We start from the raw sequence: 24552 nt of genomic DNA, 5'->3' as shown, positions 1-24552 counted from the left end.
TGCGCGGCGGGCCGTAGCAGGCCGGGCGATGGCCCGTGTCAGGGCGAGGCGTTGGCTTTCGTTGCCGCTGCGGGCATGAACCGGGTGCGTACGGCCTCGGCCAGCAGGTCGGGTGGCAACAGGCCCTGGGCGATCAGGAAATCGTTGAACGCCTTGCGATCGAAGGCAGCGCCCAGCCGGGTCTGCGTTTCCGCACGCAATTGCAGGATGCGCGTATAGCCGTAGAAATACGCGGTGGCCTGGCCGGGCGAATTCAGCGTGTAGCGATCCAGTTCCTGCCGCGCCATCGGCTCGGACAAGCCGACGTCGTTCACGAGGATGTCGTGGGCGCGTTCGCGCGACACCAGCCCGAGGTTGAGCATGGGGTCGAGGAAGGCGCGCGCCGCGCGCAGCAGGCGGAACTGCAAGGCGATGAACTGCCCCGCCGGCGGCTCGTAAGGCATCATCTCCGCTTCCGAATACAGCGCCCAGCCTTCCACGTTCACGCTGTTGAAGGCGAACAGGCTGCGGGTCAGCGACACGCCCTGTTCCACCATCGCGGCAAACTGCAACTCGTGGCCCGGGCGTCCTTCGTGCGCCGTGAGCGTCCAGGCGGCGGCCTCGAAGGTGAAGTCGTCGTACGCCTGGCTGGCATCGCCGTTGGCCGGCGGGTTGCCGGAGGTCAGCACGAACGTGCCGCGCTGTCCGGTGTTGTCGATGAAAGGCGGCGGGTCCATGTGCGGTGCGGGCGTGCGCGCGCTCTCCGCCTCCGACGCCAGGCGCATGGCCATCTGCCGCTTCGGCAGTTCCACGATGCGCTGCGTGCGGATGGTGTCCTCGATCTTGCCCAGCACCGTGTGGTAGGTCGATTCCACCTTGTCCTTGGGCAGCTGCTTCTTCTTCAGGGCCTTGAGCACGTCGCGGTAATCGCCGTTCGGCAGGCCTTCGGCCTTCGCGACCACGGGGGCCAGCATCTGCAGCGCATAGGTGGTTTCCATGAACTCCAGTTGCGCCCGGCCGATCAGGTCGCGCGGGGCGATATCCAGACCCACCTGCTCCAGGTTGTACGCATACAGCGGCTCGGGCAGGCGGAAGTCCGTGCGCGAGCGCGGCAGCACCGTGGCTTTCACCCAGGCGTTGTATGCCTTCAGCTGGGTATCGAGCCGGTTCATGGCCTCGTCGCTTCCGGCGATCTTCTTCTCGGCGAACAGCTTGCGGATGCCGTCGACATAGCGCTGGGTGTTGCCCAGCTTCTGTTCGACGTCGGCCTTGACCGGGCCCAGCAGGGCCTTGTTGCCCAGCCGCTCGGTGGTGCGCGCGCGGGCCTGGTCGACCAGCGGCGTGCAGCCGGGGGTCATGCCGACATAGCACTTCAGGCGGCCCAGCGCGGCCTTGTTCTGCGCGGGCGTGCTTTCCTCGTTCAGCAGTGAGAACTCGCCGCTGAAGACGATCTGCCCGGCGTCGTACCAGGGAATGAGGTACTGGTCATCGAGGTCGATGCCCTTGATGCTGCCCGCGACCTGCTTGGCCAGGATCTGCAGGTCCTGCCGGACGTTCGGGTCTTTCTCCTCGGCCAACCGGGCGTCCACCTTCCGGGCCACCTCGACGAGGGCGGCGCGCTGGCGCTTGTCCACGTCCGGGCCCAGGTCGACGATCTTCTCGTCGTAACCCTTGATGCCGATGTCGGTGGCGGATTCCGGACTGAAGCGCGCGGTGACGTCCAGCAGCGGCTGGGCGTCGGCATTGCTGCGCGCGATCCAGGCCGGCGGTGCCGTTTCCGCGTGTAGCGCGCCGACGGCGAACGTGATGGCCGCCGCGAGAGCGAGTGGTTTGAACATGCGTGGATTCCCCTGTGAGTCGCCCGAGACTAGCCGCTGAGGGTGGCACAGGCCAATGGGCCGATCGACGTGGCTAGCTGAAGAGCAGTGCCAGCGCGGCCATGCCGAGCATGAGGAAGGACAGCACCGCCTTGGCGACGATGCCCAGCAACATGCCGAACCAGGTGCTGACGCCCACGTGCGCGGAGCGCAGCACGCTCTTGCCCGACCACAACTCGCCCGCCACCGCGCCCAGGAACGGCCCCAGCAGCAGGCCGGGCAGGCCGAAGAACATGCCGATGGTGGTACCGATGCCCGCGCCCCAAAGGGCGCGCGGGCTGGCGCCGATCTTCTTCGCCCCCAGCGAGGCCGAGATGAAGTCCAGCGCGATGCCGACGGCACCGACGATGCCGATGGCCAGCAGCCAGCCCCAGCCCAGGTGCCGGTATTCGTCCACGGCGGCCGCGAGCCAGATGCCGCCGAAGATCATCGGGATGCCGGGCAGCATCGGCAGGATCGCCCCGGCGATGCCGCCGACGATCAGGGCCGCCGCCAGCAGGTAGAGAAACAGGTCCATCAGTGGAAGGCCTCGCGGTATTCGGGTTTGAGGAAGGCACGGAACGCCTCGCTGGGCACATCCACGGCCTGCGGCCCCGCGGCGTAGGGCGCTACCTGGTAGGGCGGGAAGATAAAGGTCAGGCCGTGCACCTTGTCGTCCGGGCCGGTGAGCAGCCCGAACACGCGGTAGTGGTCCTTGCCCGGCGTGGTGCCTTCATCGATCTGCCGGCTGTCCGAGGACAGCGGGTCGTCCTGGTCGTCCAGCGCGGTCAGCAACTGGCGACGTGCCTCGGTGGCGAAGGCGCCCTCGGCCGCGTGCGCATCGGCGAACAGCTCGACGATGCCGACGACGCGCTGCTTGCGCAGGTCGTAGGTGAAGCTGTCGACGATCGGCGCGGGATGTGCGCCGCCGGTAAAGGCGGAGCCGTCCACCTGCACGTTGATGAAGCGGTCCGTGTGCGACGCCACGGCGATGTCCAGGTTGAGGTCCCACGGCAGTTCGCGGGCCTGCTCACGCGCGCCCGGCGCATCCAGGCTTTCCAGGAAGGCACGGCGCTGCCGGTCCACGTAGCGCTCCAGGGTGGCGCGCAACGGGGCGGCCGCGGGCGGCAGCGCGGGCAGCTTCACTTCCACCGTATAGAGGCCTGCCTCGCCGGATTCGGTATCCTTGGCGGCGGTGGCCTTTGCCGAACGAGGCGTCTCCCCGCCGGTCGACGGGTTCGCGTCGTCATGGCATGCGCCCAGCATGGCGACGACGAGAACCAGCGACAGGATGTGTCGCGACAACATGGGGTGTCCTCTCCCTGCGAGAATCATCATCCTAGCGTAGCTGGCGCCCGGCGCAGAGCGCGTCAACGAATCGAAGGACCTGCGTGCCCGACGCGACAACCGAAAACGTGACCCTGCTCAAGGCAGACGAGCTTGGCCGCATCGAGCGCGTGGAGCGCGATGGCGTGATGGTGATCCGCCGCGACATCGCCTCGGCACGCTGGTGGGCCCGGGGCTTCGCACGCCGCGCGGCCGCGCGCGAGGCGCGCGCGCTGGCTCGGCTGGAGGGCATCGACGGCGTGCCGCGCCTGCTGGCCTGGAACGGCCGTGTGCTGGAGCGCAGCTACATGGCCGGCCAGCCGATGCAGCTGGGGCAACCGCGGGACCCGGCGTATTACCGCCAGGCCCTGCGCCTGCTCAGCGTGCTGCACCGTCGCGGCATCGTCCATAACGACCTGGCCAAGGAGCCGAACTGGCTACTGCGCGAGGACGGCACGCCGGGCCTGGTGGATTTCCAGATCGCCTGGACCCGCGGCCGCCGCGGTCGCCTGTTCCGCCTGCTGGCGCGGGAAGACCTGCGCCACCTGCTCAAGCACAAGCGCACCTACGCGCCCGATCGCCTCTCCGTTCGTCAGCAGGCGATCCTGTCCCGCCCGGCACCGCACTCCCGGTTGTGGCGTGCCACCGGCAAGCGGCTGTACAAGCTGATCGCGCGGCGGATCTTCGGCTACTGGGACAACGAGGGGCAGGGGCGCATACGCCGCTGAGGCCTACTTCTCGACGAAGGCGCGCTCGATGACGTAATCGCCCGGCTCGCGGGTGCGCGGCGAGGCCTGGAAACCTTCGCCATCCAGCAGCACGCAGATATCGTCCAGCATCGACGGACTGCCGCAGAGCATGACGCGATCCTCGGCGGGGTTGAGCTGGGGCAGGCCGGTGGCCCGGGACAGCTCGCCGTCGGCGATGGCATCGGTGATGCGCCCGCGGTTGCGGAAGTCCTCACGCGTGACGGTGGGGTAATAGACCAGCTTCTCGCGCACCAGGTCGCCCAGGTACTCGTGCTTCGGCAGCTCGTTCTCGATGTAGTCCGAGTAGGCCAGGTCGTTCACGTGACGCACGCCGTGGGCCAGGACGATGGTGTCGAAGCGGTCGTAGGTTTCCGGGTCGCGGATGATCGACATGAACGGGGCCAGCCCGGTGCCGGTGCCCAGCAGGTAGAGGCGCTTGCCCGGCTTGAGGTCGTTGAGCACCAGCGTGCCGGTGGGCTTGCGGCTCACGATCACCGGATCGCCCGGCTTCAGGTGCTGCAGCCGGGAGGTGAGCGGGCCGTCCTGCACCTTGATGCTGAAGAACTCCAGGTGCTCCTCGTAATGCGCGCTGGCGATGGAATAGGCGCGCATGAGCGGGCGCCCGTCCACTTCCAGGCCGATCATCACGAAATGCCCGCTCTCGAAACGAAAGCCCGGGTCGCGGGTGGTGCGGAAACTGAAAAGGGTGTCGTTCCAGTGATGCACGTCGATGACGTGCTCGGTCGCCAGTGCCACCATGGTGTGCTGAACCTCGGTAAAGACGGAAGAAGGGTGTGCTGGCTGGGGAAGCGGCCACCGGGGGCCGCGTTGCCTGGCGCGATGCGCCTTACCCCACCTGTGGGCGCGCACCCGAACCTGCAAGGATACGGCATCCGCTAAGATGCCGGAACATCAGGCGACCCCAGGAACCACCGTGACCAAACCCGCCTATGCCGCCGGCCAGGCCTGGACCTACCGTGCCCGACCGGGCGAGGAAACCTCCCGCGTGGCCATCCGCCGGATCGACCAGGAGCCGGAAGACGGCGAGGTGTTCCACATCTCCATCCTGGACGTGAAGCTGCGCAACCACCGTGTCGACGGCGGCGTGCAGCCGGCGATGAACCACGCTGCCGTGTCCCGCGCCACGCTGGTGGCCAGCCTGCTCGAGCCGGACGGCCCCGCCGACGAGGACGACAGCTGGCGCGACGGCTATGCCGTCTGGCGCCAGGCCTACGACAACGGCGACGCCGGGGTGTTCGATCTCTCGATCCCGGAGATCCTCGGCTATATCGAGATGGTGGTGGCCGCCTCGGGCGAAGTGCGCTGACCGAAGCCGCGGTACGTCCGGCGGCGTGCGCAAAAAAAGAGCGCCCGGTTCCCCGGAGACCGACTGGGGAGTAGCCGGTCTCCGGGGAAGGGGCGCAAGTGTCACACAGGGATCAGGGTCTAGAAGTCGTAGGTCACCGCGAGGCGGCCGTAGCGCGGGTCCTGCGTGTAGATGGGCACGCGGTAGATCGTGTTGAGCGTGCCCGGCGCGGAGTACTTGGTCGGGAAGCGGTAGATCGGGCGCTGCTGGTTGAGCACGTTGAACACGTTGGCCGAGAACGCCAGGCGCTTGTCGGCCCACTCCGGGCGGTAGGTCACGCCAAGATCCACCTGGAACGTCCACGGCAGGCGACCCTGCTTGCCCGGGGGCGACGGCTGGCCATCGCAGTAGTGGTAGGCGCTGTTGTAGTGCGCCGGATCCGGATCGTCACCGCCGAAGTAACCCAGGCACACTTCCGGCGCGCCACTGGCGGCCTGGAGGTTGCCCGACAACTGCCACTCGGGTGCGAACTGCCAGTAACCGTACGCCTTGAAGACGTGCGGATGGTCGTTGCCCAGGTCGCCGTTGGCGTATTCCATGACGTAACGGTTGTCCCAGTCCATGCTGCCGGCGGCACCGGACTGGCGCGAGTCGGTACGTGCCTGGCCTTCGGTGTTGCCGTAGGACCGCGAGAACACGTAGTCGAACTTGCCGTACCAGACACCGTCGAACTGGTGCTCGGCGTACAACTCGACGCTGTAGTAGCGGCGCTTGGTGGCCGGCATGCCCATTTCCTTGCGGCTGAGCGGCACTTCGAACGTGTTGCCGCCCTGGTCCAGCAGGGTGAAGGTGTTGCCGTGGCCGCCGTTGACCAGATAGCAGCTGTTGGTCGAGCCGACGGTGTAACCCAGCGCATTGGCCTTGGCCGTCACCAGGTCGATGTCGCAGAAGTCGTCGATCACCGTGTTGAGCTTGCGCCACATCAGCTTGGAGCCGTAGGTCCAGTGCTCACCCAGCGTTTTGTCGAAGCCGAGGATGTACTCGTCCTGGTTCTCCGCCTTCAGGCCCTTGCCGGCCACGGTGCGTGGGTCCGGCGGGATGCCGTAGGAGTTGTTGCCCGAGACCACGCCGCTGAAGGGGGTGAGGCCGGTGGGCGTACCGTCCACCGGGTTGATCCCGGCGTAGGTGTAGTACTGCTGGGTGGCCGTGTAGCCGGCGGCGGCGCCGGTGGCGGGATTGAGCGGCAGGCCGAGGTAGTAGCGGCCGGCATTGGCGTAGACCTTGAAGCTGCCGTCGCCGTTGACGTCCCACGTCGTGCCCAGGCGCGGCGCCCACTGCGGACGGGTCTGCGTGATGAACGCCTGTCCGGACGGGTTGTAGTCGGTGAACTGGTCGTTGCGCACGCCCAGCGTCAGCAGCCAGCGATCGGAGACCTGCCACTTGTCCTCGACGTACTGGGCCTTCTGGTCCGAACGTACGTTGGACAGGTTGATGTTGATGTCGCGGTGCACGTAGTAACCCCCCTGCCCGTTGGGGAACAGGCCGGGCGCGGGCACGAAGTTGCGTCCCGGATGGTTGTCGATGGGCGACAGGGGGTCGGTGGTCTGGTCGTAGGTCCATGAATAGCCGGGACCCGGGCTGACGGTACCGAAATCCAGCACCTGGGACTTGACGTTGTCGATACCCACCGAGAGCGTGTGGTCGCCCGCCACGTACGTGACGTCGAAGCGCAGGTTGTTCGTCTTGTTGCCGCGATCGGGCGAGCTGATGTCGCCCACCTGGTTGTTCTGGATCAGGCGGCCGCCATTCAATGCCGGATTCTGTGCGGCGGCGTTGTCCACGCGCGCCAGGTTCGGATCGTAGTCGCCCGGCTGCTCGTAATTCTTCGAGGTCATCTTGCCGTACGTGGCGCTGACGGTCAGGTTGTCCGTCAGGTAGCCGGTGTACTTGGCGACCCAGAAATCGCCGCCGGTCTTGGTGTCGTTCACCGGGCCGATGGCACCGGTGCGCGAGCGGTCGGCGTAGTTGTACGCGTAGCGCGTGCCCGAGCCCTCACGCTTGTCGCCGGCGCTGGTCAACTCGAGGATGTTGCTCTCGTTGATGTTCCAGTCCAGCTTGGTGTACCAGCGCGGGTTGCTGTAGTTGTTGGTCGAGGCCGGCGTGCTGCTGCCGACGGAGTTGACGTTGCGATAGCCCTGCTTCTCGAACTCACCGGCCACGAAGAAGAACAGCTTGTCCTTGATCAGGGGGCCGCCCGCATAGGCGCTGACCGTGGTGATCCACTTGTCGTTCTGGCTCTTGGGCTGGTAAAGATCGCCCGCCGGGGCCGAGGCGGGCGTGCGCGCGTAGTGCAGGTCCGGGCCGGAGGCGCGGGCCCAGTTCGGCTCCCACAGCACCTGGGCGCCGTAGTGCCAATCGTTGGTGCCGCGCTTGCCCACCTGGCTGATCACGCCGCCGTCGGAGCGCCCGTACTGCGCGCTGTAGCCGCCGGTGTACACCTCCTGCTGGTCGATCGCGCCATAAGGCAGCTGCAGGCCGCCCAGCGCGTTCAGTGGATCGGTGGTGTTGAAGCCGTTGACGTAATACGCGTTTTCGTTGGATGCCGCGCCGCCAAAGCTCGCCACCTGGCGGCCGGTGTCGCTCTGGAAGTTGGCGCCGTTGTTGACCACGCCGGGGGCGAGGCGCGCGATGGCCTCGGCACTGCGACCCAGCGGCAGCTTGGCCAGCTGCTCGGCGGTCACCACGGTGCGGGAGTCGACGGTGGTGACGTCGATGCTGGGCAGGGCGGTGCCGGTCACGGTGACACCGCCGAGGCTGGTGGCATCGGACGGTGTGGCCGATGCGGCGGCCGGAGCGTTGAACGACACGTCGCTGCTGGCGCCCACGCGCAGGGTCACGTCCTTGCGCGAATCCACGGCCGTGCCATCGCGCATCAGGGTGACGGTGTAGGTGCCGAGCGGAATCTGGTTGACCGCATAGCGACCGCGCGCATCCACCGCCACTTCGCGACGGAAGCCGGTGCCGCTCTCGACCACCACGGTCTCGTTGGCGCCCGCCGGCACGCTGCCGTTGATGCTGCCGGTGGTGGACTGCGCGTAGGCGACGGAAACGCCGCCCAGGCAGGTACACACGGCCAGAGCAAGCGCGCTCTTGCGTAAGAAAAAGTGGTTCTTCATGCCTTCCCCGAAATGATGCCCTGGTTTCCGGCGGCCATGCGGGACTCGCGACGACATGTGGCCCCCCGACCGGTCGCTGCATCCGGAGTCGAAAGACCCCGCCCCGCACTCCGTCGCGACATACCCATTTATCACGATCCAAATGGGCTCTGGAGGCAGATGTACATGAGGTCATGGGCGTTGTCCAGACGCCGCGCAGCATGCTGTGATGGCCGTCCAGGCGGCCAAATCACCTGATGCGGTGCAGCAGAAAACGATGTAACTATGGGGATTTGGGTAGTTTTATGCTGTCGATATAACTTGCGAAAGCGGCACGAGGCCAGCGCGTGAAGACAGGCAAAAAAAGTTTTTCGTCACCCGCCTTCCACCCCCTGTGCTCGACCTTCCTTTGCATGAAGATCGCAACCTTCAACGTCAACGGCATCCGTTCGCGCCTGCCCCATCTGCTGGAGTGGCTTGGCAAGGAAAGCCCGGACATCGTGTGCCTGCAGGAACTGAAGGCCACGGACAAGGCCTTTCCCGTGGATGCGATCAACGACGCGGGCTACGGTGCCCTGTGGGCGGGCCAGACCGCCTGGAACGGCGTGGCCATCCTTGCCCGCGGTGCTGATCCGGTGGAAAGCCGACGGGGCCTGCCGGGCGACAAGCGCGACGTGCAGAGCCGCTACCTCGAGGCTGCCGTGCACGGCGTGCTGGTGGGTTGTCTTTATCTGCCCAACGGCAATCCGCGGCCGGGTCCCAAGTTCGACTACAAGCTGGCCTGGTTCGAGCGATTCATCCGTCATGCCGACGGCCTGCTCGCCACGGGCCACCCGGTTGTTCTCGCGGGTGACTACAACGTCGTGCCCACGGATGCCGACATCTACGACCCCACGCACTGGCGACGCGACGCCCTGATGCAGCCCGAAAGCCGCGAGGCCTTCCATCGCCTGCTCGAGCAGGGCTGGACGGACGCGGTACGCCACACGCATCCGGACGAGACGATCTATACCTTCTGGGATTACTTCCGCCAGCACTGGCCGCGTGATCGCGGCCTGCGCATCGACCATCTTCTCCTGTCCCCGGATCTGGCCGCGCGCCTCAAGGCATCGGGCGTGGACCGATGGGTGAGGGACCTGCCCAAGGCCAGCGACCATGCCCCGGTGTGGGCGGAGTGGTCGACCCGGGCGCCGAGGAAACGGGCCGCCAGGAAGACAGCGGTGAAACGGAATACGTAAGTGCCGACCCATTCGTGTTCACGAATGTGAAATCGCAACCCGCACTTGCCAGCCGCGTCCAAGACCCTAGACTAGGCCGCCAATGGGGAAGTCGCAGGTTCAGCTGGCATGAAGATCGACGGCGGTAGCGGTAAGCGCGTCGAGCCCGTGATGCTCAGCGAAGTCGCCAAGCGCCTGCGCAATCCACGCATCGACCGCATCGTGGCCAGTTTCAGCGAGTACCACGTCTCGTTGATGCGCTCGGTCATCCTCGGCTTCATCGTGGTGTGGAGCGCGGCCTGGCTGCATGGGCCCCTGCCCATGGCCAGCGAATCGCACAACGTCGTGCCTGTGGCCGTGGTGCTGTTCGTGCTCAGCACGTTCTGGATGCTGTTCGTCCGTGCAGGCGCCCCGTGCGAGACGCCCGTGGTGGATGCCGTGGGCAACGCCGCCAACTTCGCCATCGTCGCCGTGCTGCTGAAAGCCGCCTTCATGCTGGCGATCACGGTGACCGTCGTGCTGCCGTTCCTGTCCGTCGCGGTCGGTGTGCGCTACAGCCGCCGGGCGTTCCTGGCCAGTGTCGTCGCGTCGGTGGCCATCCTCGCGGTCGTCGCCCCCGAGGGTTACTGGCTGGCGCGTCCGGCCTATGCCCTGTATGCCGTGGCGCTGGTGATCGTGCTGCCGATGATGCTCTACCGGATCATGTACGCGCTGCGGGAAGTGTCGGCCGAGGCGATCGCCTCGCGCGAGGCCCAGCATCGTTTCATCTCGATGATGAGCCACGAGATGCGTACGCCGCTGAGCACCGTGATCCACTCCGCGTCGCTGATCGACACCGCCGTGATGAGCGACGACCAGCGTCGACTGGTCGCGTTGCTGGCGACCAACGCCAACGCCCTGCTGCATCGGGTCAACGCGGTGCTGGATGTCGCCTCCTTCGCCGGTGGCAGCTTCAACCTGCGTCACCAGGCGTTCGGCTTCGATGAGGTGCTGGCTACGGTGGGCGCCGTGTGCCGGCCCTATGCCGCGGAAAAGCGGGTCGCCTTCAGCGTGGCGCGCGATGCCTCGGTGGAGGGCGTGTTCGTTGGTGACCCGGGCCGCATCGAGCAGGTGCTGTCCAACCTGGCCTCCAACGCCGTGAAATTCACGCCGCCCGGCGGTTGCGTGGATGTGCGCATCGAGCTGCGCGACGGCGTGGCAGGGCAGGACCCCTCCATCGTCTGCACCGTGACCGACACCGGTATCGGCATTGCCGATGCCGACAAGCAGCGCGTCTTCGATCCCTTCCACCAGCTCAGTGGCGGTGAAAGCCGCCGCCAGGAGGGCGTGGGCCTGGGCTTGTATATCGTGCGCAACGTGTCGGAGCAGATGGGCGGGTCGCTGGAGGTGGTCGACAACCCGCTGGGTGGCACCATCTTCGGCTGGCGCTTTCCGTTGAGCCGTGCGAACGCCGGCGCTCGCAGCGCCACCGAGACACCGCTGGTGGACATGCTGGACGAGCATCGCGGCCGGGTGGCCTCCCAGCGTTGCCTGGTGGTGGACGACAACGCCGCCAACCGCGAGATCGTCGGCCGCATCCTCGACCGTGCAGGCCACGTGTCGACCTTCTGCGCCAGCGGCGACGAAGCCCTGGAGCGCCTGTCCGGCGAGACCTTCGACCTGATCTTCATGGACCTGCACATGCCCGGCAGTTCGGGCTGGGACGTGCTGGGCCGGATCGAGGTGGCCCGACGCACCCAGGCGATGCCCCCCATCGTCATGCTCAGTGCCGACTCCAGCCACGACGCCGTGCGCATCGCCTTCAAGGCGGGTGCGCGTGCCTACCTGACCAAGCCGATCGCTGCGCAGCGTCTGCTCGACGTCATCGAATCGATCGCCGAGGAGCGCCTGCTCGACGATGCCGCGCGTCATTGGCAGCCCGCCATGGGACTGCCGGCTGGGCGCGCCATGACGACGCCGCTGGACGAGATGCGCGCACTGACCAGCCTCGACGAGTTCAGGGCGTTCGTGGACCTGTGCGCGCGAACGGCGGACGACCACTGCACGGCGCTGAAGGCTGCGGTCGGCTCACACGACGTGGCGGCAGCCTCGGAGGCCATTCACGCGCTGCGCAACGTGCTGGCCAACCTGGGTGTGCCGGGTACCGATCATGTCTGTGGTGACATCGCGCTGATGATCGATGCCCGTGCCGATGGCCAGCGCGTGATCGACGAGGTGGACAGGCTGGCCCGGTCCACGCAGCGGTTCGTCGAGGTGCAACGGCGCTATGCGCAGGCCGCCGCGGACGCCTAGGCGATCAGCGGATGCGACCGCCGCCGAAGTGCCCTTGCCCCGCGCCCACCGAAATGCTCACGCCGCCGCTCGGGTGCTCGCAACTGCCGAACGCCTGGCTGAGGCTGACCGCGCCGGCCTGGTAACTTCCGCTGCCGCCATGGCTGGCGCTGACCACGCCAGTGCTGACGCTGCCGTGCACCTGAGGCGTGTTGTAGGACGCATCGTCGCAGCGGGGGCTGCCATCGTCGCCGTCCACGCCGGTCATGCGGCCCGAGGTGTCGCCGTAGTAGGTGCCGGGCGGATCGAGCGGGCGTGACGAGGTGATGGCGACGTTGCCGCCGCCGTTCTTGGGCGCGACCGCGGGCGCCTTGGGATCGGCGGCGACGCCCGCGTCGCTGGCTTTCGCCGGGGCGGGCGCGGTGCTGGCGGGGGCCGGGGTGTAATCCGCGGGCAGCCGCAGGTTGAGCGGCCGGGGGGTGTCCTGCGCCATGGTGGCCGTGGCGGCGAGGGAAAGGGCGACGAGGGCGAGGAACGGTTTCATGCGGGGACACACTCCGGGGGTGGTGCCTGCGAACGTCTGGGGCGGCGTCCGGTGTACCGGGCTTTGATCGCCACGGGCCGATGCTAGTTCCCCGGCCCTTGCGCCCACCTTACTCCGCCGGCTCCTCGTCGTTGTCCACGGCCACGCTTTCGCCCAGCCGGGCGCGCAGCGTGTCGATCTCGCGGCGCAGGTTGCGGTTCTCCGCTTCCAGGTCGGCCACCTGCTCGCGCAGCGCCAGCACGTCGTCGCTCGGTTTCTCGCGCGGCTTGCGCTTGGACTCGCGCACCCGCTTGGCGGCCTGCTTGAGTTCGGCATCGCCGCCGGTGGCCGCCGCACGCTGCTCGTCCTCGGGCAGGGTGGCCACCGCCGCCGCGGCGCTGATCGACAGCGAGCCCGCCTTCACCGCGGCGACCACCTCGGGAGCGGCCTCCTTGCGGATCTTCTCGATCATGCCGACCTGGTTGCTGCTGATCCGCGCCTCGCGGGCGATTTCCTTGCGGCTGTCGTTCGGATTGACCCGGGCCGGCTTCGCCATCGCGGGCTGCGCGCCCTCGGTGTCGAACGGTACATCCGGGGCGTCCTCGCCGCCGTTGGCGGCGGCGCGTGCCCGGCGCTCGGCCAGGATCTCCCGCTTGCGCAGTGCCAGCACGCCGCGCTGGAAATCCGAGACGCTGCGTCGGCCCAGGTGCTGCTCGATCATCCACAGGTGCACGTCGTCGATGGACTGGAAACGGTCGTGCTGCACGGTGTTGAACGGGATATCGTGCTTCCGGCAGATGCCGTACCGGTTGTGGCCATCGACCAGGGTGTCGCCCCAGAGCACCAGCGCATCGCGGCAGCCCTCGGCGAGCAGGCTGCGCTCCAGCGCCTCGTACTCGTCCGCGGACAGCGGGTCGATATAGGCCTTGAGTTCTTCGTTGACGACGATATGCATGGGCGGGGAGCAGGTGACGGCGAGGGGGCGCATTCTAGTCGCTGCGGGGCCCACGTGCCTGTCTTCCCGGCAAGCGCCCCGGAACCGCTTGTCTTGACGGCGGTTTTCCTCCGTCCCAAACTGCGCCGCTACGTGGCGGGGGTCTCCACGGGTCGTCGGGCATCGTCCAGGGAATCACATATGACCGTATTTGCAAGGAACTGGGCCGCCGCGCTGGCGCTTTTCGTCTTCACCACGCTCGCCCACGCCGCAGGCGTGTCCGACCTGCCGTGGAAGTACGGCCCGACCAAGGTGCAGCTCGGCACGCAGGCGACGCTGGACGTCCCGGATGGCTACGCCTTCCTCGACCCGGCGGGCACCAAGCGCCTCAACGAACTGATGGAAAACCCGCCCGATGCGTCGGACACGTACACGTTGGCGCCGACCGACATGGCGTGGACGGCGTTCTTCGATTACGACGACGTGGGTTACGTCAAGGACGATGAAAAGCTCAACCCCGACGATATCCTCGCCTCGGCAAAACAGGGCACCGAGGAAAGCAACAAGGAGCGGCGTTCGCGCGGCTGGGAAACCCTGACCCTGGTCGGCTGGCAGAACAAGCCGCTTTACGACACGCAGTTCAAGTCCCTGACCTGGGCCTTCCTGGCGCGGATGGACCGCACGCACGACGACGTGGTGAATTACAACGCGCGCATCCTCGGTCGCAGCGGCGTCATGAACGTGGTGCTGGTGTCCGATCCGAAGGTGCTGGCGAAGGCGGTCGACGACTTCAAGGGTACGCTGGGTGGGTTCGCTTTCACGCCCGGGCAGTCGTATACGGATTTCCATCCTGGCGATCGCGTGGCCGAGTACGGCCTGGCCGCGTTGATCACTGGCGGCGTGGCCGCCGTAGCCGCCAAGAAGGGTCTTTTCGCGGTGATCGGCACCTTCCTGGCCGCCGCGTGGAAATTCATCCTGGTCGGCCTCGCCGCCGCGGGCGGCGCGATCAAGCGGCTGTTTACGCGCAAGCGCCCGTAACGCCCATGCTGCCGAACACCGGGTGGCTGCTGCTCGGCGTCGTGGGCATGTATGTCTACGACGCGACATTGCTGCTCTACCACAATGAAGTGGTCGTCTACCAAGGCAGGCGGGGGCGTTGGACGTTCTCCGTCGGCACGGAATTCCAGCTGGCGGGCCGGCATGTATTCGTACCGCCGCTGCTGGCGCCTACGCGCGCGCTATTGCGCCTGCGCTGGTCGCCGCGGTTGCCCGCGCCCGTTGTGTCCCATGCGCCTGTCGCGTCCGATGCCCCCCATGCGCCCGACGGGCTGGCGGTGCCGTTGCGGGGCTTGCGTGCGTGGCGTATCGGTGTGGCCTCGTCCGCAGCAGCGGTCGGCGTGGTGGCGCTGCTGTTCGCCGTGATGCCCGCCGTCATGGCGGGCAACGTGTGGGGCCTGCTGGCCTGGATGGTCGCGCTTTATCTCGCCATCGGCATCGCGGTGTGGCGGGTAGGGCGCGTGCGCCGGTTGACGGGCACGGGCGGCAAGGCGTTTGCAGGCATGGCATCGGATGCGCTGCTTTGCGCGCCGTATGCCCTGAACCTTGTCCGCAAGCAGGGCATGCGCGCGGCCGACCGCTTCGACCTCGTGGCTGTCGCACACGCCGTGCTGGACGCCGACGAGCGCGCCCGCCTTCGTGACGTCATTCGCGTGAGGGTGCAGCGCCAGCTGGACATCGAGGAGGTAGGTAGCGAAGCGCACGCGCGGCTACAGGCCTATTACCAACGGATCGAGGGTGCACTGGCATGAACTGGATGGACATCGTGGTCATCGGCATCTGCCTGGCCATCGGCTACAAGTTCGTCTCGGCGATGATGGCGACACCCAAGGGCGATGCGACCGCCGCACCGGATCGCAAGGCGCCCCTGCAACTGGATACGCGACGCCCTTGGTACGACGTGCTGGGCGTGGCGCCGGACGCGAGTCGCCACGAAATCGACACGGCGTACCAGGCACTGATTGCGCAGTACCACCCGGACAAGTTCACGCAACACGGCGAGGATATCCGCGAGATCGCCCGGGTACGGGCGAAAGAGTTGGCTGCCGCGTACTACCTCGGGTGCTCGTTGCGCCAGGATTGACTACGAATGAAAGGGCGGTCGTCGTGGCGAATCAGGATCGCTGGCGAAGGTAGTCGTTCGGTTCGACCAGCCGGAACCCCGGCGTTTCCTCGACGCACTGCCTCAGCAGGAAGGCATGCCCCGCACCGTAGAACACCACGATCCGGTCCCCCGGTCGGGCGACCTGCAGCAGCTTCGCGCAGATCAGGAAGTTGCGACGGTACCAGCCCGTGAGCAGGTCCGCACCCGGCTGGGTAGCGTCCGCACCGATGCGCAACATCGTCCGGTAAAACGCATTGTCGTTTTTCAGTCGGGCGGGGTCGTTGAGGTAGCGAAGCTCTGCGACGATCCCCTTTTCGGCGAGCAACTTCGATTCCGCGGCGATCTGCCGATCGATATCCGCGTTCTGCTGCGCAAGCAACGGACCGAAGCCATGCGACTCGGCATACGCCTTGACGGGCGGATAGGGGAAGTCGCCATCGGCATCGATGCCTTGAATGGTCGTGAGGCCCGCCAGCTTGGCCAGGCGAAAACCAAGCTGCACCCGCTCGTCGCGAGACGGAAGCAGGGTGTCGGCAAGATAAGCCGCATACTTGTCGTTGGCCGGCGCCTTGTCCTGCTCGATGGCGACCTGGGTCGGTTTGAATCGGGCAAGGTCCTGCGTCAGTGCCACGATCTCGGCCTGCCTCTCGGGCTGCAGCACGTCGTCGTGCTTCATGTTGTGCAGGTCGTGGCCGGGATTGTCCATGTGGGAGACGCCGACGATCATCACCTGGACCGGTGCGTCGGGCGTCTGGGCCAGCGTGAGCGAAGGTAGGGTGGCAAGACATGCCGCAACTAGCCACGGCATGGTCTTCAGGAATGACGGGTGCTTGAAACGTGGCATGAAACCCCCTGGCTGATGCGGGCAGAAGCTCGCCTTCGTGTAGACGACGATGGCTGGATTCCGATGGCGTCGGATGCGCATCGCTTCGATGCCTTGCCATTGACGAAGGTTTAAGCCTTGTCGTTCCTTGCCTAAAAAATGCCGAGCCTTACTCACGGCGCCCGCTTCGTTGCTATGGCTGATGCGTCAACGGAAGCACCTGCTCCCGAAGCAGCTTGTATTCGGCATCGACTACCTCCTGGTTGGGGTCGTGGCCGGAGTGCGGCAGCAGCACCCATCCCTTTTTCGGGGCACGGATACTCTCGTAGTAGCGGCGTGCGACATCGGGCGTGGCCAGCAGGTCGTGCTCACCTTCGATGAAGAACACGGGTAGGGCGAAATCGGTGCCTAGCGCGGGTAGATCCACGTGCGACAGCATGCCGTCGCCGTGCATGCCCACGAAGCTTAGAAAGGAATAGTCCTCGCCGGCCGTATAGTCGGCCTCTGCCTTGGGCGTGGTATATCGTGCGCCCGGCTTCCACGTCGCAGGCGGAGGCGTGGTCACCTTGGCCTCGTACTTGCGGATGACGCGGCGCACCTTGCCGAAGCTGCGCGGGTCCGTCCACGGTGGCGTGCCCACCTGGTCCAGCACGGCGAGCGACGCCTCGTCGTTCGCCGCCTTCGCCAGGTCCATCAGTTTCTTGTAGCCGACCGCCTGGTTCTCGATCGAATTCACGACCTGCGATGTGCCGACGTAGGCATAGAACAATTCAGGGTGAGCCTTGGCCATGTGCACGGCCAGGATCGAGCCCCATGAGCTGCCCCAGAGGATGACCTTGCGTTTGCCGTAGCGTTTGATCAGGTAGGCGGCCAGTTCGTTGCCGTCCTTGGTCATGCGCTGGATAGTCAGCATCTCGCCCTCGCGAGGCGGGCTGCGGCCGTAGGTCATGCCGGCACCGCGTTGGTCCCATTGGACGACGATGAAGTCCTTGAAGCCGGCGCTGTACATGCTGTCGGACAGGACGCTCAACGGGTTGCCGGGGCCCCCGCTGATGAATAACAGGACGGGGTTGGCACAGCTGTCGCCCTTGGCCGTCACCCACTGCTCGATGCCGCCGATCGTGACGAAGCCGGCGTCGTCGACCTTCGTCGGACGGTCTCCGCATGACGGAGACAACTCAACGGCTTGCCGCGGGGAAGGCGACACCTCTTTCGCGGATGTGGCCCCGGCCATCCATGTCCCTGCCGCCAGCCACGCGGCCAGCACGATCGCTCTCGTCATAACAGTGGATCCCCTGCAAATGGCCAATACCGGCCATGCGTGCTCGGAAAATAACCGACTTGCATGCAGCGTGCCAGAGGGCGGGTGCATCCGCGCTAGTGCTGGCATGCGCACGCTCGGTTACAGTGGCGCCGCAAGCCCCAGCCCAGCCCGACCCACCACGCCAAGGAGAGAAACATGAGCAAGCAAGTCTTCATCAACCTGCCGGTCGCCGACCTGCCGAAATCCGTGGCCTTCTTCACGGCATTGGGTTTCTCGTACAACCCCCAGTTTTCCAATGACGACGGCGCCTGCTTCATCGTCAGCGAGACGATCTACATCATGTTGACGACCCACGCGCGCTTCAGGGACTTCACGCCCAAGGCCGTCTGCGATACGAGCGAGGCCGTGGAGGTGCTGATCTCCATCGGCTGTGACAGTCGGGAAGAGGTGGATACACTGGTCGCCAATGCGCTTGCCGCCGGCGGTACCACCTACGACGAGCCGGAAGATCTGGGTTTCATGTACTCCCACAGCTTTGTCGATCTGGATGGGCACGGGTGGGGTGTGCTGTATCTGAACCCTGCATCAGCGCAGTAGGGCATGGAAACCCCTCTCAGTCTCGCCGTTATCTCGGTGTCGTATCCCTAGCCGAGTTTCCCGAAGCCGGAGTGGAGGCTCCGGCCATCTGGGCCGTGAAGTGATATCGGGTCGATAGAAGTTCGCCCTGGGGTTCAGCTTCTACAATTTCCCACATGAAGGAGATCACGTCGTCTCCCTCGAGGTTATACGAGCCGCATGGAAGTGCGACATACTTTTCGCTGATCTGCTGCGGCTTGGCTCGTCCTGCGGTGAAGTAATCCTCGTCATACCGGATTTTGAGATCGCTCCAGGAAACTTCCCTTTGCGGGTTGAACAGTTTTGAACGGCTCCCGACGAGGACGAATACCGCGGCAGCCTTGGGATGCTCATCTTTGTAAGCGCAGAGCTTCGCCAGATCTTTTGTGACTTCGGCGACGCTCAGACTGTCTTTGAGAAGAAGTGTTTTCAACTCGAAAAATCCCCAGTAGCCTCCTCCGATCGAGTGCACGATGACATCGGGGATGCATTCGCCAAGCGTGGCATGATCAAGAATCTTTCGGTTTTCCACCACCAGATTTTCGCTGGGCAGACTCGCTATCAGAAGTTCGATCATCATGCCTTGTACTTCGTATTCGGAATGATGCTCCGGCGGCAGGCGAGCTCGCTTGTAGTTCGACGTTCTGACAAAGCCCGCTATGCCTTCAGCCAGACGTTGGGCGATCAGTGGCTTGAACTCTTCAGGGGGCATATAGCAAGCTCTCGCGGGGTATGGAGAGAAAGCTCGGCTCGACCTCACAGGATCTGGCGGCCTTTTGTCGGTCGACGAAGTTCCACGTGGGGTTCAGACTCGCGTCGAATGCGACCAGTGCGAACGAGTCTCGGGACACCGAGCCCGTGCCTTCAGGGTAGTACTCGATCCATCGGGAACGGCGCGCGGCGCTTATCAGATCCGGTGGTGGGGACGACGAATACAAACCATCGTGCCGCAACTGTTTCACGGCCTGCTCAAAGATGGCTTCGACGCCATTTGTGATGGATGTCCCGTGGTAGCCGATGAGCTGAGCGCAGAGGAAAACGGCGTTTTGTCCTTGAACCCTCACTCGTAGGAAGCAGTGGCCATCGGTGTTGAATCCTGGGAATTCAAAACGTGGATAATCACGATCTGTCATTGATGAGCTCGTCCTTATGGCGGCCTCTGCGGTGGCCGATGTCGATCCGATGGTAGCGCGCCGCTCCGGGTTCTCGCCGGTTGTATCCGGCGACGGCCGACAAAATCATGTAGGCGGCACCATTGTCGACTGGCGGGCATCGTCAATGAATGGCATAGGCTAAACTACCTGCATGCAAGCCATAGGTCCCACCGCCTTCTGCCTCACCGTCGCCCCCATGATGGGCTGGACGGATAAAACCTCCCAGGCCTTGGTGTGCTTGGATTGGGATGTGTCCATCGTCGGGAATGTTGCACTCTCGTAGCACCGGACACACTTTGGGCGCTCTCCGGCCTTGCGATCGCTACGTGTGCTAGGCAAGCTCGAATGTCCGATTTCTGCCCAGAGCGGACATTTTAAACTCACCCTTTTGGAAATGGCTGGTGGACGGACAATCACCCGAAGTGCTGCTGGAAGCAGTCGACAGCAGGGAAACATTTCTGGCATTCGTGAGCGCACTCATTGAGGAAAGGCGCGAGGCCGATGCCATAGAGCAAACTGATCCCCAGCGCTATCGATGGAGTGGAGTCAATGGTTGGCATAACGGGAACATTGCAATGTTCCTAGAAGGAGCTCTTGCCTACGTCCAGAGCCCAAACTGGCCCGAGAGGCAATCTGAGGCCCCGTCTTGGAAGATCTGGCAAAGTTCCTCTTCATGGGAAAGATCTACGAATAAGTTTGGGAGCGTCCGCTTTGAGGCCTGTTTGAATTTCACGAACGTGGGGGTAAGGACTACATGACAGAGGGAGGAGGGGGATTCTCCGGTGCGATTCGATTCCTTTGGTGGAACACGAGCTTGTCTCCCCCTGGGGCCAAGAGCCGAACGACGCCCGAAGATATCGCGTTTGTCGTTGAGCAGCTTTCGGAAGCCCGTGAACTGTTTGGCTGGGACGTCCTCGGCCTTTGCGAAGTTAACTCGGAGGATGTAGCGGCAATCCTGGTGGGACTGGACGATTCCATGTTGAGCAGCGTGCAGATGGGGCAACGATCAAGCAAAGCTGTAAACGATACGGCGTTACTTTTCGACCGCGGAAAGCTGGAGTTTATTGACGAAAAATCGCTCTACGACATGCACGGGACGCGTACACTGAAAGCGGGGCACGTCGCTTCTTTCGCTGCGCTTCCAAGCGGTGAAATTGTGCACGTAGTGGTCGCGCATTGGCCAGGCAGAATGTACCACGGCGAAGCTGCCCCCATGAGGACCAATCTCGGCCTTTCGCTCCATCGGTCTATGCAGCGATATCGCGATGAGGGTCAGTTGAATCTGGTCGTAATGGGAGATTTTAACGACGACCCATCTTCGCCGTCTCTGGCGCAGTATTTTTGCGCGACTCGGGACCGCACGCTTGCCGTCGACAAAGATCATTTTTTCTACAACCCGTTCTGGCGAAGAATGGGCGAGTCCGAGCCGCTTGGCATGGTGGACAGCATTTGCGGATCTCACTACTACGCTGGCGGCACCGACTCTCGCTGGTTCACATACGATCAAATATTGTTCTCGCCATCCTTTTTGGGGGCGGGAAGTTTTCTGCTTGATGAAAGCACTTCGCGCATCCTGCAGCTCCCGGGGCTGCTTGAGCGAATCATCAATGACGAATCAATTTACGACCATTTCCCCGTCTCAAGCACCGTCTATATCAAGGACTACTCATGACTGACTTTGCCAGCGCCTTTAAAAGCGGACAAGAGGCGGCCGCAAAGGCCCAAGCCGCTCGCCATTCGATAGACGCGCTCATTTTGAAAGTCTCCGAGGATCTAGCGCGCGTGACGGACGGTCGGTTGAACATCAGTGTGCAATCCTTCGACCCCGACAATAGTGTAGCGAGATGGCTCGGTATCGCCTCGTCAACGGCGTTACAGGCTTCAATAGGCACATCAATCGGCGCTGCGGCACCGCGTTCCGCGTTCGAAAAAGGCAAATATCTCGCTGCGTCGAATCCAAAGAGCGGCGGTAACAAGTACACACGACTAGCAAAGTGGACACAGGCAGACGAGGGCTTTCCTTGCACTCTAGGGTTTGGACAAAGTGAGCTAAATTGTTATGACATCGAGTCACTGGCCACAGCTTTCAGCGACATGCTTTCCAACGCGACAATCGGTGAAAAGCTTCTGACGGTTATAAACGAAACGTCGAAGTAATCTTCCACGGTGCGGTGATCCTCGCAAAAAGCGTTGGGGCGCAGGGCCAGATGCCATGCGCCCCAATTTTCTGTTGCACTATCGTGCCACCGAAGCGCTAATTCGCCCTTCCTTGCACCCGCTTCCAATCGTCCGCCGCCTTGGCTTTCAGCCCATCCAGGTAATCGGCCAGGTGGTTTGCATCCACCATCCACGGCGCCTTCTGCGTGCCAGCACGGTAGGCCGGACCTGGCAGCTTATGGCGGTTGGCCCGTTTCGCTGCTTCGTCGGCGCCCAGGCCAAAGATGTGGCACACGCGCTCGAGCGGGATATTTGCGGTCTCGTACTCGGCCATCAGGGTAAAAAGCGTCCTCATGCACTGCGTGCCTTCGGTGCCTTCGCAGGCATCGCCTTCCAGGCCGCATAAATGTCTTCCGGCATGACATCGTCTGACCTTGCGTAGCCGCTGCGCACCTGGTCGCATCAGCTGCCCATTTTCGGCAATAGTTTCGTTTGTAGGATTTGCCCTACAGACACTAGTGGGGCATGAGCGCCATGATCGGGCAGCAGTTCGTCGCATTGGCGTGCGCTAGCTCGTGGGAACACGCCTGTCGAGTGGGCACGAGCGGCTGGCAAGCGTGACGCGCTGGAAAAATCCCCTAAACAGCGAGAGGTATCTATGAATGCATTCGTGCGCACGAAATGCTTAGCGGCGCTCGGCGTCGTCGCGATCGGGTGGTGCGGCGTAGCTGTCGCTCAACAATCTCCGCAGGTGGTTCTGTCCGTTCCGTCCGATCCGACGCTCGCGACGCGCGGAGTCATCACGTTTTCCATTACGAACCCGACCAATGAGCGAATCGCGATCGTATCGTTCGATACGCCTTTTGCTACCGATGGCGACCGTCTCGCCAACGTCGAGTTCGAGGTTTTGAATCCCAGCAATCAAAGTGTGGCGTACCAGGGGCGCAACGTATACTTTGGTCCACCGGACGCATCGTCCTTCGTTACGCTTGAACCGCATCAGACGCTGACCAAGAACGTCGACCTTGCGACGGAATATGGGCTCAGTGAGGGCGGATCGTACAAGGTTACCTACGTGAAAAGCATCCGCGTGCTGCACGCACCGGATGTGAAGAAAATCAATTCTCTAAAGGCGGGTGACGACGTATCAGGCGAGGCGTCTCGCAGTAATACGCTTACCTTCTATGTGGACGGTTCTATCCTAAAGCAACGGCGCGACGCGGCACCCAAGCAGGCGGCGGTGACGGGCGCGGCGGCTTCTACGTGCACGGCGAGCCAGACGGCGACATTAAGCAGCGACGTTCCAGCCGCTACCGCTCAAGCGTATTCCGCGCTGAACCATCTCGGCTCCACCTATACGTACGACTACGATGCGGATGGTGTAATCCAGCATGGGCACAATAGCGATCCTCGGTACACTTATTGGTTCGGCACCTACGACAGCTCGATCCTTCTGACCGATCCTTCCTCGGTTCACTCTGATAACGCGCAAGTGGATCAGGTGATGGCCGCGACGTACTACCGGCTTTCCGCCGGCCTGCTTTCGTTTAATTGTGGTTGCCCCGGCTATCCCGCGGCGACACGTGCCTGGTCTGAGACTGGTTCGCCCTACCTAGTGCACATTTGCGATACGTACTTCACGGATCCTGCGACTGGCGGCAGTCCAGCGCCGTCCAGGGTTGCAACGCTCGTCCACGAGTCGTCCCATTTCAACGATCAATACGCGAGCGGGACGGGAGATACCTATTACACCAGTCCCGAGGCACACTCCGCCGCCATTTCCAACAGAGCGAGCGCTGTCCGCACGGCAGTCAATTACGAGTTCTACATCATGGACGCGACTCGTAAGTAGTCGGATGCCCCACGTCGCGGCCCGAGCGACATACGTATTGCTACGGAAAAAAGCCCGGTGTGAACTGACCCCAAGAAGTTGGACAGTCTGAGCGCTAGGCACCCAAGGCCTGGGTCCGGTATTGAACCGGGCTCAGGCCTTTTAGTTTGAGCTTGATGCGGTCGTGATTGTAGTAGTGGATGTAGCGGTCGATGGCCGTCGATTTTCGGAGTGGCCGCCCTGATGCATATTGATGCACCTGGCGAGTTCAATCCGCCCGCAGAACCTCTGCCGTTTTGTGCGACGAAACTCTCACCTATACGTGGCGAAGGACTGCCTCAATGTGACTTTTTCGAAGCCAGCTCGGCGCATGAACGACTGGATTACCGGCAGCGGTGTCGGATTGCGGGGTCCGACGACGACCTCGATCACGGGTTCAACGTCCAATTTGCGTAATTCGAGGCTGCGATAAGGAATTAACTTGCCGCTTCCGCAGCGGAAGTCAATTTCATAAATGACGTTGTCGTAAGCTGGCGTCGAGAGCGTCACAAGTCGCCATTCGCCCTCTTCTGAGAACGCGGCGCCCTTCATGGAATAGAGGTCTTCAGTGGCTTCGGTTAAAAGCACGCCGACCAGGGAGAGGACTCTACTTGCCCGCAAAGCCACGTCAGCTTCCACGTCCTTGGATGTTTTTAAGCCAGTGAGCAAACTGCCGTACGACACGGGCTTGAGGGCTTCTAAAATTTCCGGTGTGATGATTTTTTCGTAGAGGGCATCTACTACCGTCCGTTGCGCTGCCGGATCGTAAACCACCGCCTTCAGGCGCACTGTGCGGTCGTTCTGAGCGAGCGCGGCGAGGTAGTGGCGTGAGAAGCCGATTGCAAACCCTCGCGCCTCGTCTGCGTATCCCCGCCACTGGCTTAGCTGATCGCCATTTGTCGAGAGGCAGAAGGCCAACCCGTCAAAAATCGATTCGACCAATTCCAAGCGGTCCTCCAGTGCCGCCGCCACGCCCGCATCTATCCCACCGGTATTCGCCTTCTCCATGAACAGGTGGCGAAGGAGTCTGCCCTCCATCGTGTCGTTAGCGAGCGATAGGGAAGAAAGCCAAATGCTGCGATTCTTCAAAATTGAGAGGAAAGCGTCACTCGAACAGTAGTGGTATAGCATTTCAGAAGGTGGAGACGGTATTTCAGTCATTCGATGCTTCCATACTTCGCGGTTGCGATGT

At 63.8% G+C, this 24552-nt stretch carries 24 protein-coding genes and 1 pseudogene; 11 read left to right on the top strand and 14 right to left on the bottom strand.

Going from position 1 to position 24552, the window contains the following annotated elements:
- Window positions 1–38: 38 nt before the first annotated feature.
- From ACVKN3_RS13930 to ACVKN3_RS13920, 3 genes are all read right to left on the bottom strand, one after another.
- Complete coding sequence (locus tag ACVKN3_RS13930) at window positions 39–1817, bottom strand: DUF885 domain-containing protein (protein ID WP_354514765.1); 1779 nt, start codon at window positions 1815–1817, stop codon at window positions 39–41.
- 73 nt (window positions 1818–1890) lie between these two features.
- Entirely contained in the window at window positions 1891–2373 is a 483-nt protein-coding gene (locus tag ACVKN3_RS13925; RefSeq protein WP_036139801.1) for a DUF456 domain-containing protein, read from the bottom strand.
- Window positions 2373–3143, bottom strand: a complete 771-nt coding sequence (locus ACVKN3_RS13920) for a DUF3298 and DUF4163 domain-containing protein (protein ID WP_354514762.1) — start codon at window positions 3141–3143, stop codon at window positions 2373–2375. Before ACVKN3_RS13920 ends, ACVKN3_RS13925 begins: the two co-directional genes overlap by 1 nt.
- Window positions 3144–3310: 167 nt before the next feature.
- Between ACVKN3_RS13920 and ACVKN3_RS13915 the strand changes: the two genes are divergently transcribed.
- Entirely contained in the window at window positions 3311–3889 is a 579-nt protein-coding gene (locus ACVKN3_RS13915; RefSeq protein ID WP_369931285.1) for an RIO1 family regulatory kinase/ATPase domain-containing protein, read from the top strand.
- 3 nt (window positions 3890–3892) lie between these two features.
- Here the strand turns inward: ACVKN3_RS13915 and ACVKN3_RS13910 are convergent, their stop codons facing one another.
- The gene (locus tag ACVKN3_RS13910) at window positions 3893–4669 is read right to left on the bottom strand and encodes a ferredoxin--NADP reductase (RefSeq protein ID WP_354514758.1); all 777 of its coding nucleotides are present in this window, start codon (window positions 4667–4669) and stop codon (window positions 3893–3895) included.
- Window positions 4670–4844: 175 nt separating this feature from the next.
- Here ACVKN3_RS13910 and ACVKN3_RS13905 point away from each other — a divergent pair, with 175 nt between their 5' ends.
- Window positions 4845–5237 (top strand): hypothetical protein, encoded by a 393-nt coding sequence (locus ACVKN3_RS13905; protein WP_285405594.1) that lies wholly within the window; start codon window positions 4845–4847, stop codon window positions 5235–5237.
- Window positions 5238–5356: 119 nt separating this feature from the next.
- On the opposite strand, the gene ACVKN3_RS13900 is transcribed toward ACVKN3_RS13905, so the two are convergent.
- A complete protein-coding gene (locus ACVKN3_RS13900; protein WP_354514756.1) occupies window positions 5357–8392 on the bottom strand; it encodes a TonB-dependent receptor in 3036 nt (1011 codons plus the stop codon).
- A 392-nt stretch (window positions 8393–8784) separates the two neighbouring features.
- Here ACVKN3_RS13900 and ACVKN3_RS13895 point away from each other — a divergent pair, with 392 nt between their 5' ends.
- A complete protein-coding gene (locus ACVKN3_RS13895; RefSeq protein WP_354514754.1) occupies window positions 8785–9609 on the top strand; it encodes an exodeoxyribonuclease III in 825 nt (274 codons plus the stop codon).
- 108 nt (window positions 9610–9717) lie between these two features.
- Window positions 9718–11880: an ATP-binding response regulator gene (locus tag ACVKN3_RS13890; RefSeq protein WP_354514753.1), complete on the top strand. Its 2163-nt coding sequence runs from the start codon at window positions 9718–9720 to the stop codon at window positions 11878–11880.
- Between the two features lie 4 nt (window positions 11881–11884).
- Here the strand turns inward: ACVKN3_RS13890 and ACVKN3_RS13885 are convergent, their stop codons facing one another.
- Together ACVKN3_RS13885 and ACVKN3_RS13880 are read right to left on the bottom strand one after the other, a co-directional pair.
- A complete protein-coding gene (locus ACVKN3_RS13885) occupies window positions 11885–12403 on the bottom strand; it encodes a hypothetical protein (RefSeq protein WP_354514751.1) in 519 nt (172 codons plus the stop codon).
- Window positions 12404–12512: 109 nt separating this feature from the next.
- Complete coding sequence (locus ACVKN3_RS13880) at window positions 12513–13337, bottom strand: plasmid replication/partition related protein (RefSeq protein ID WP_354514934.1); 825 nt, start codon at window positions 13335–13337, stop codon at window positions 12513–12515.
- Window positions 13338–13517: 180 nt separating this feature from the next.
- Between ACVKN3_RS13880 and ACVKN3_RS13875 the strand changes: the two genes are divergently transcribed.
- Genes ACVKN3_RS13875 through ACVKN3_RS13865 form a run of 3 tightly spaced genes read left to right on the top strand, consistent with a single transcriptional unit; the run spans window position 13518 to window position 15456 of the window.
- Entirely contained in the window at window positions 13518–14354 is an 837-nt protein-coding gene (locus ACVKN3_RS13875; RefSeq protein ID WP_354514749.1) for a DUF2167 domain-containing protein, read from the top strand.
- Between the two features lie 5 nt (window positions 14355–14359).
- On the top strand, window positions 14360–15124 hold the full coding sequence (locus ACVKN3_RS13870) for a hypothetical protein (protein WP_354514747.1): 765 nt from the start codon (window positions 14360–14362) through the stop codon (window positions 15122–15124).
- Entirely contained in the window at window positions 15121–15456 is a 336-nt protein-coding gene (locus tag ACVKN3_RS13865) for a J domain-containing protein (protein WP_354514745.1), read from the top strand. Before ACVKN3_RS13870 ends, ACVKN3_RS13865 begins: the two co-directional genes overlap by 4 nt.
- 31 nt (window positions 15457–15487) lie before the next feature.
- Here ACVKN3_RS13865 and ACVKN3_RS13860 read toward each other — a convergent pair whose 3' ends face one another.
- Together ACVKN3_RS13860 and ACVKN3_RS13855 are read right to left on the bottom strand one after the other, a co-directional pair.
- Window positions 15488–16321: a DUF5694 domain-containing protein gene (locus tag ACVKN3_RS13860; protein WP_354514743.1), complete on the bottom strand. Its 834-nt coding sequence runs from the start codon at window positions 16319–16321 to the stop codon at window positions 15488–15490.
- A gap of 172 nt (window positions 16322–16493) precedes the next feature.
- Window positions 16494–17582, bottom strand: coding sequence for an alpha/beta fold hydrolase (locus tag ACVKN3_RS13855; RefSeq protein WP_354514741.1), 1089 nt, complete (start codon window positions 17580–17582; stop codon window positions 16494–16496).
- A 177-nt stretch (window positions 17583–17759) separates the two neighbouring features.
- On the opposite strand from ACVKN3_RS13855, the gene ACVKN3_RS13850 reads away from it, so the two are divergent.
- On the top strand, window positions 17760–18161 hold the full coding sequence (locus ACVKN3_RS13850; RefSeq protein WP_354514739.1) for a VOC family protein: 402 nt from the start codon (window positions 17760–17762) through the stop codon (window positions 18159–18161).
- Window positions 18162–18189: 28 nt separating this feature from the next.
- Here ACVKN3_RS13850 and ACVKN3_RS13845 read toward each other — a convergent pair whose 3' ends face one another.
- Both ACVKN3_RS13845 and ACVKN3_RS13840 read right to left on the bottom strand, forming a co-directional pair.
- Complete coding sequence (locus tag ACVKN3_RS13845) at window positions 18190–18891, bottom strand: hypothetical protein (RefSeq protein ID WP_354514737.1); 702 nt, start codon at window positions 18889–18891, stop codon at window positions 18190–18192.
- On the bottom strand, window positions 18881–19312 hold the full coding sequence (locus tag ACVKN3_RS13840) for a hypothetical protein (protein WP_354514735.1): 432 nt from the start codon (window positions 19310–19312) through the stop codon (window positions 18881–18883). Before ACVKN3_RS13840 ends, ACVKN3_RS13845 begins: the two co-directional genes overlap by 11 nt.
- Before the next feature lie 775 nt (window positions 19313–20087).
- Between ACVKN3_RS13840 and ACVKN3_RS13835 the strand changes: the two genes are divergently transcribed.
- Together ACVKN3_RS13835 and ACVKN3_RS13830 are read left to right on the top strand one after the other, a co-directional pair.
- Window positions 20088–21005 (top strand): endonuclease/exonuclease/phosphatase family protein, encoded by a 918-nt coding sequence (locus ACVKN3_RS13835; protein ID WP_354514733.1) that lies wholly within the window; start codon window positions 20088–20090, stop codon window positions 21003–21005.
- Window positions 21002–21490 carry a hypothetical protein gene (locus tag ACVKN3_RS13830; RefSeq protein ID WP_354514731.1) on the top strand — a complete coding sequence of 163 codons (489 nt, stop codon included), beginning with the start codon at window positions 21002–21004 and terminating at the stop codon, window positions 21488–21490. The genes ACVKN3_RS13835 and ACVKN3_RS13830 overlap by 4 nt, the downstream gene beginning before the upstream one ends.
- A 97-nt stretch (window positions 21491–21587) precedes the next feature.
- On the opposite strand, the gene ACVKN3_RS13825 is transcribed toward ACVKN3_RS13830, so the two are convergent.
- Window positions 21588–21845 carry a pyocin activator PrtN family protein gene (locus ACVKN3_RS13825; protein ID WP_354514729.1) on the bottom strand — a complete coding sequence of 86 codons (258 nt, stop codon included), beginning with the start codon at window positions 21843–21845 and terminating at the stop codon, window positions 21588–21590.
- A 303-nt stretch (window positions 21846–22148) separates the two neighbouring features.
- On the opposite strand from ACVKN3_RS13825, the gene ACVKN3_RS13820 reads away from it, so the two are divergent.
- A complete protein-coding gene (locus ACVKN3_RS13820) occupies window positions 22149–23342 on the top strand; it encodes a M35 family metallo-endopeptidase (protein WP_354514727.1) in 1194 nt (397 codons plus the stop codon).
- A gap of 94 nt (window positions 23343–23436) precedes the next feature.
- Here the strand turns inward: ACVKN3_RS13820 and ACVKN3_RS13815 are convergent.
- Both ACVKN3_RS13815 and ACVKN3_RS13810 read right to left on the bottom strand, forming a co-directional pair.
- A pseudogene (locus ACVKN3_RS13815) lies at window positions 23437–23535 on the bottom strand (IS3 family transposase); the annotation flags it as partial.
- Window positions 23536–23633: 98 nt separating this feature from the next.
- On the bottom strand, window positions 23634–24521 hold the full coding sequence (locus ACVKN3_RS13810; protein ID WP_354514725.1) for a DUF2971 domain-containing protein: 888 nt from the start codon (window positions 24519–24521) through the stop codon (window positions 23634–23636).
- Between the last annotated feature and the right edge of the window lie 31 nt (window positions 24522–24552).

The sequence above is a fragment of the Luteibacter sp. PvP120 genome (genome assembly GCF_054055715.1).
The sequence above is the reverse complement of the archived record's forward strand: the minus strand, read 5'-3'. Positions and strand labels throughout refer to the sequence as shown.

Coding starts and splice junctions, on each gene's coding strand:
- ACVKN3_RS13930 (WP_354514765.1), bottom strand. CDS start 1,817: ATGTTCAAACCACTCGCTCTCGCGGCGGCCATCACGTTCGCCGTCGGC.
- ACVKN3_RS13925 (WP_036139801.1), bottom strand. CDS start 2,373: ATGGACCTGTTTCTCTACCTGCTGGCGGCGGCCCTGATCGTCGGCGGC.
- ACVKN3_RS13920 (WP_354514762.1), bottom strand. CDS start 3,143: ATGTTGTCGCGACACATCCTGTCGCTGGTTCTCGTCGTCGCCATGCTG.
- ACVKN3_RS13915 (WP_369931285.1), top strand. CDS start 3,311: ATGGTGATCCGCCGCGACATCGCCTCGGCACGCTGGTGGGCCCGGGGC.
- ACVKN3_RS13910 (WP_354514758.1), bottom strand. CDS start 4,669: ATGGTGGCACTGGCGACCGAGCACGTCATCGACGTGCATCACTGGAAC.
- ACVKN3_RS13900 (WP_354514756.1), bottom strand. CDS start 8,392: ATGAAGAACCACTTTTTCTTACGCAAGAGCGCGCTTGCTCTGGCCGTG.
- ACVKN3_RS13895 (WP_354514754.1), top strand. CDS start 8,785: ATGAAGATCGCAACCTTCAACGTCAACGGCATCCGTTCGCGCCTGCCC.
- ACVKN3_RS13890 (WP_354514753.1), top strand. CDS start 9,718: ATGAAGATCGACGGCGGTAGCGGTAAGCGCGTCGAGCCCGTGATGCTC.
- ACVKN3_RS13885 (WP_354514751.1), bottom strand. CDS start 12,403: ATGAAACCGTTCCTCGCCCTCGTCGCCCTTTCCCTCGCCGCCACGGCC.
- ACVKN3_RS13880 (WP_354514934.1), bottom strand. CDS start 13,337: ATGCATATCGTCGTCAACGAAGAACTCAAGGCCTATATCGACCCGCTG.
- ACVKN3_RS13875 (WP_354514749.1), top strand. CDS start 13,518: ATGACCGTATTTGCAAGGAACTGGGCCGCCGCGCTGGCGCTTTTCGTC.
- ACVKN3_RS13870 (WP_354514747.1), top strand. CDS start 14,360: ATGCTGCCGAACACCGGGTGGCTGCTGCTCGGCGTCGTGGGCATGTAT.
- ACVKN3_RS13865 (WP_354514745.1), top strand. CDS start 15,121: ATGAACTGGATGGACATCGTGGTCATCGGCATCTGCCTGGCCATCGGC.
- ACVKN3_RS13860 (WP_354514743.1), bottom strand. CDS start 16,321: ATGCCACGTTTCAAGCACCCGTCATTCCTGAAGACCATGCCGTGGCTA.
- ACVKN3_RS13855 (WP_354514741.1), bottom strand. CDS start 17,582: ATGACGAGAGCGATCGTGCTGGCCGCGTGGCTGGCGGCAGGGACATGG.
- ACVKN3_RS13850 (WP_354514739.1), top strand. CDS start 17,760: ATGAGCAAGCAAGTCTTCATCAACCTGCCGGTCGCCGACCTGCCGAAA.
- ACVKN3_RS13845 (WP_354514737.1), bottom strand. CDS start 18,891: ATGCCCCCTGAAGAGTTCAAGCCACTGATCGCCCAACGTCTGGCTGAA.
- ACVKN3_RS13840 (WP_354514735.1), bottom strand. CDS start 19,312: ATGACAGATCGTGATTATCCACGTTTTGAATTCCCAGGATTCAACACC.
- ACVKN3_RS13835 (WP_354514733.1), top strand. CDS start 20,088: ATGACAGAGGGAGGAGGGGGATTCTCCGGTGCGATTCGATTCCTTTGG.
- ACVKN3_RS13830 (WP_354514731.1), top strand. CDS start 21,002: ATGACTGACTTTGCCAGCGCCTTTAAAAGCGGACAAGAGGCGGCCGCA.
- ACVKN3_RS13825 (WP_354514729.1), bottom strand. CDS start 21,845: ATGAGGACGCTTTTTACCCTGATGGCCGAGTACGAGACCGCAAATATC.
- ACVKN3_RS13820 (WP_354514727.1), top strand. CDS start 22,149: ATGAATGCATTCGTGCGCACGAAATGCTTAGCGGCGCTCGGCGTCGTC.
- ACVKN3_RS13810 (WP_354514725.1), bottom strand. CDS start 24,521: ATGACTGAAATACCGTCTCCACCTTCTGAAATGCTATACCACTACTGT.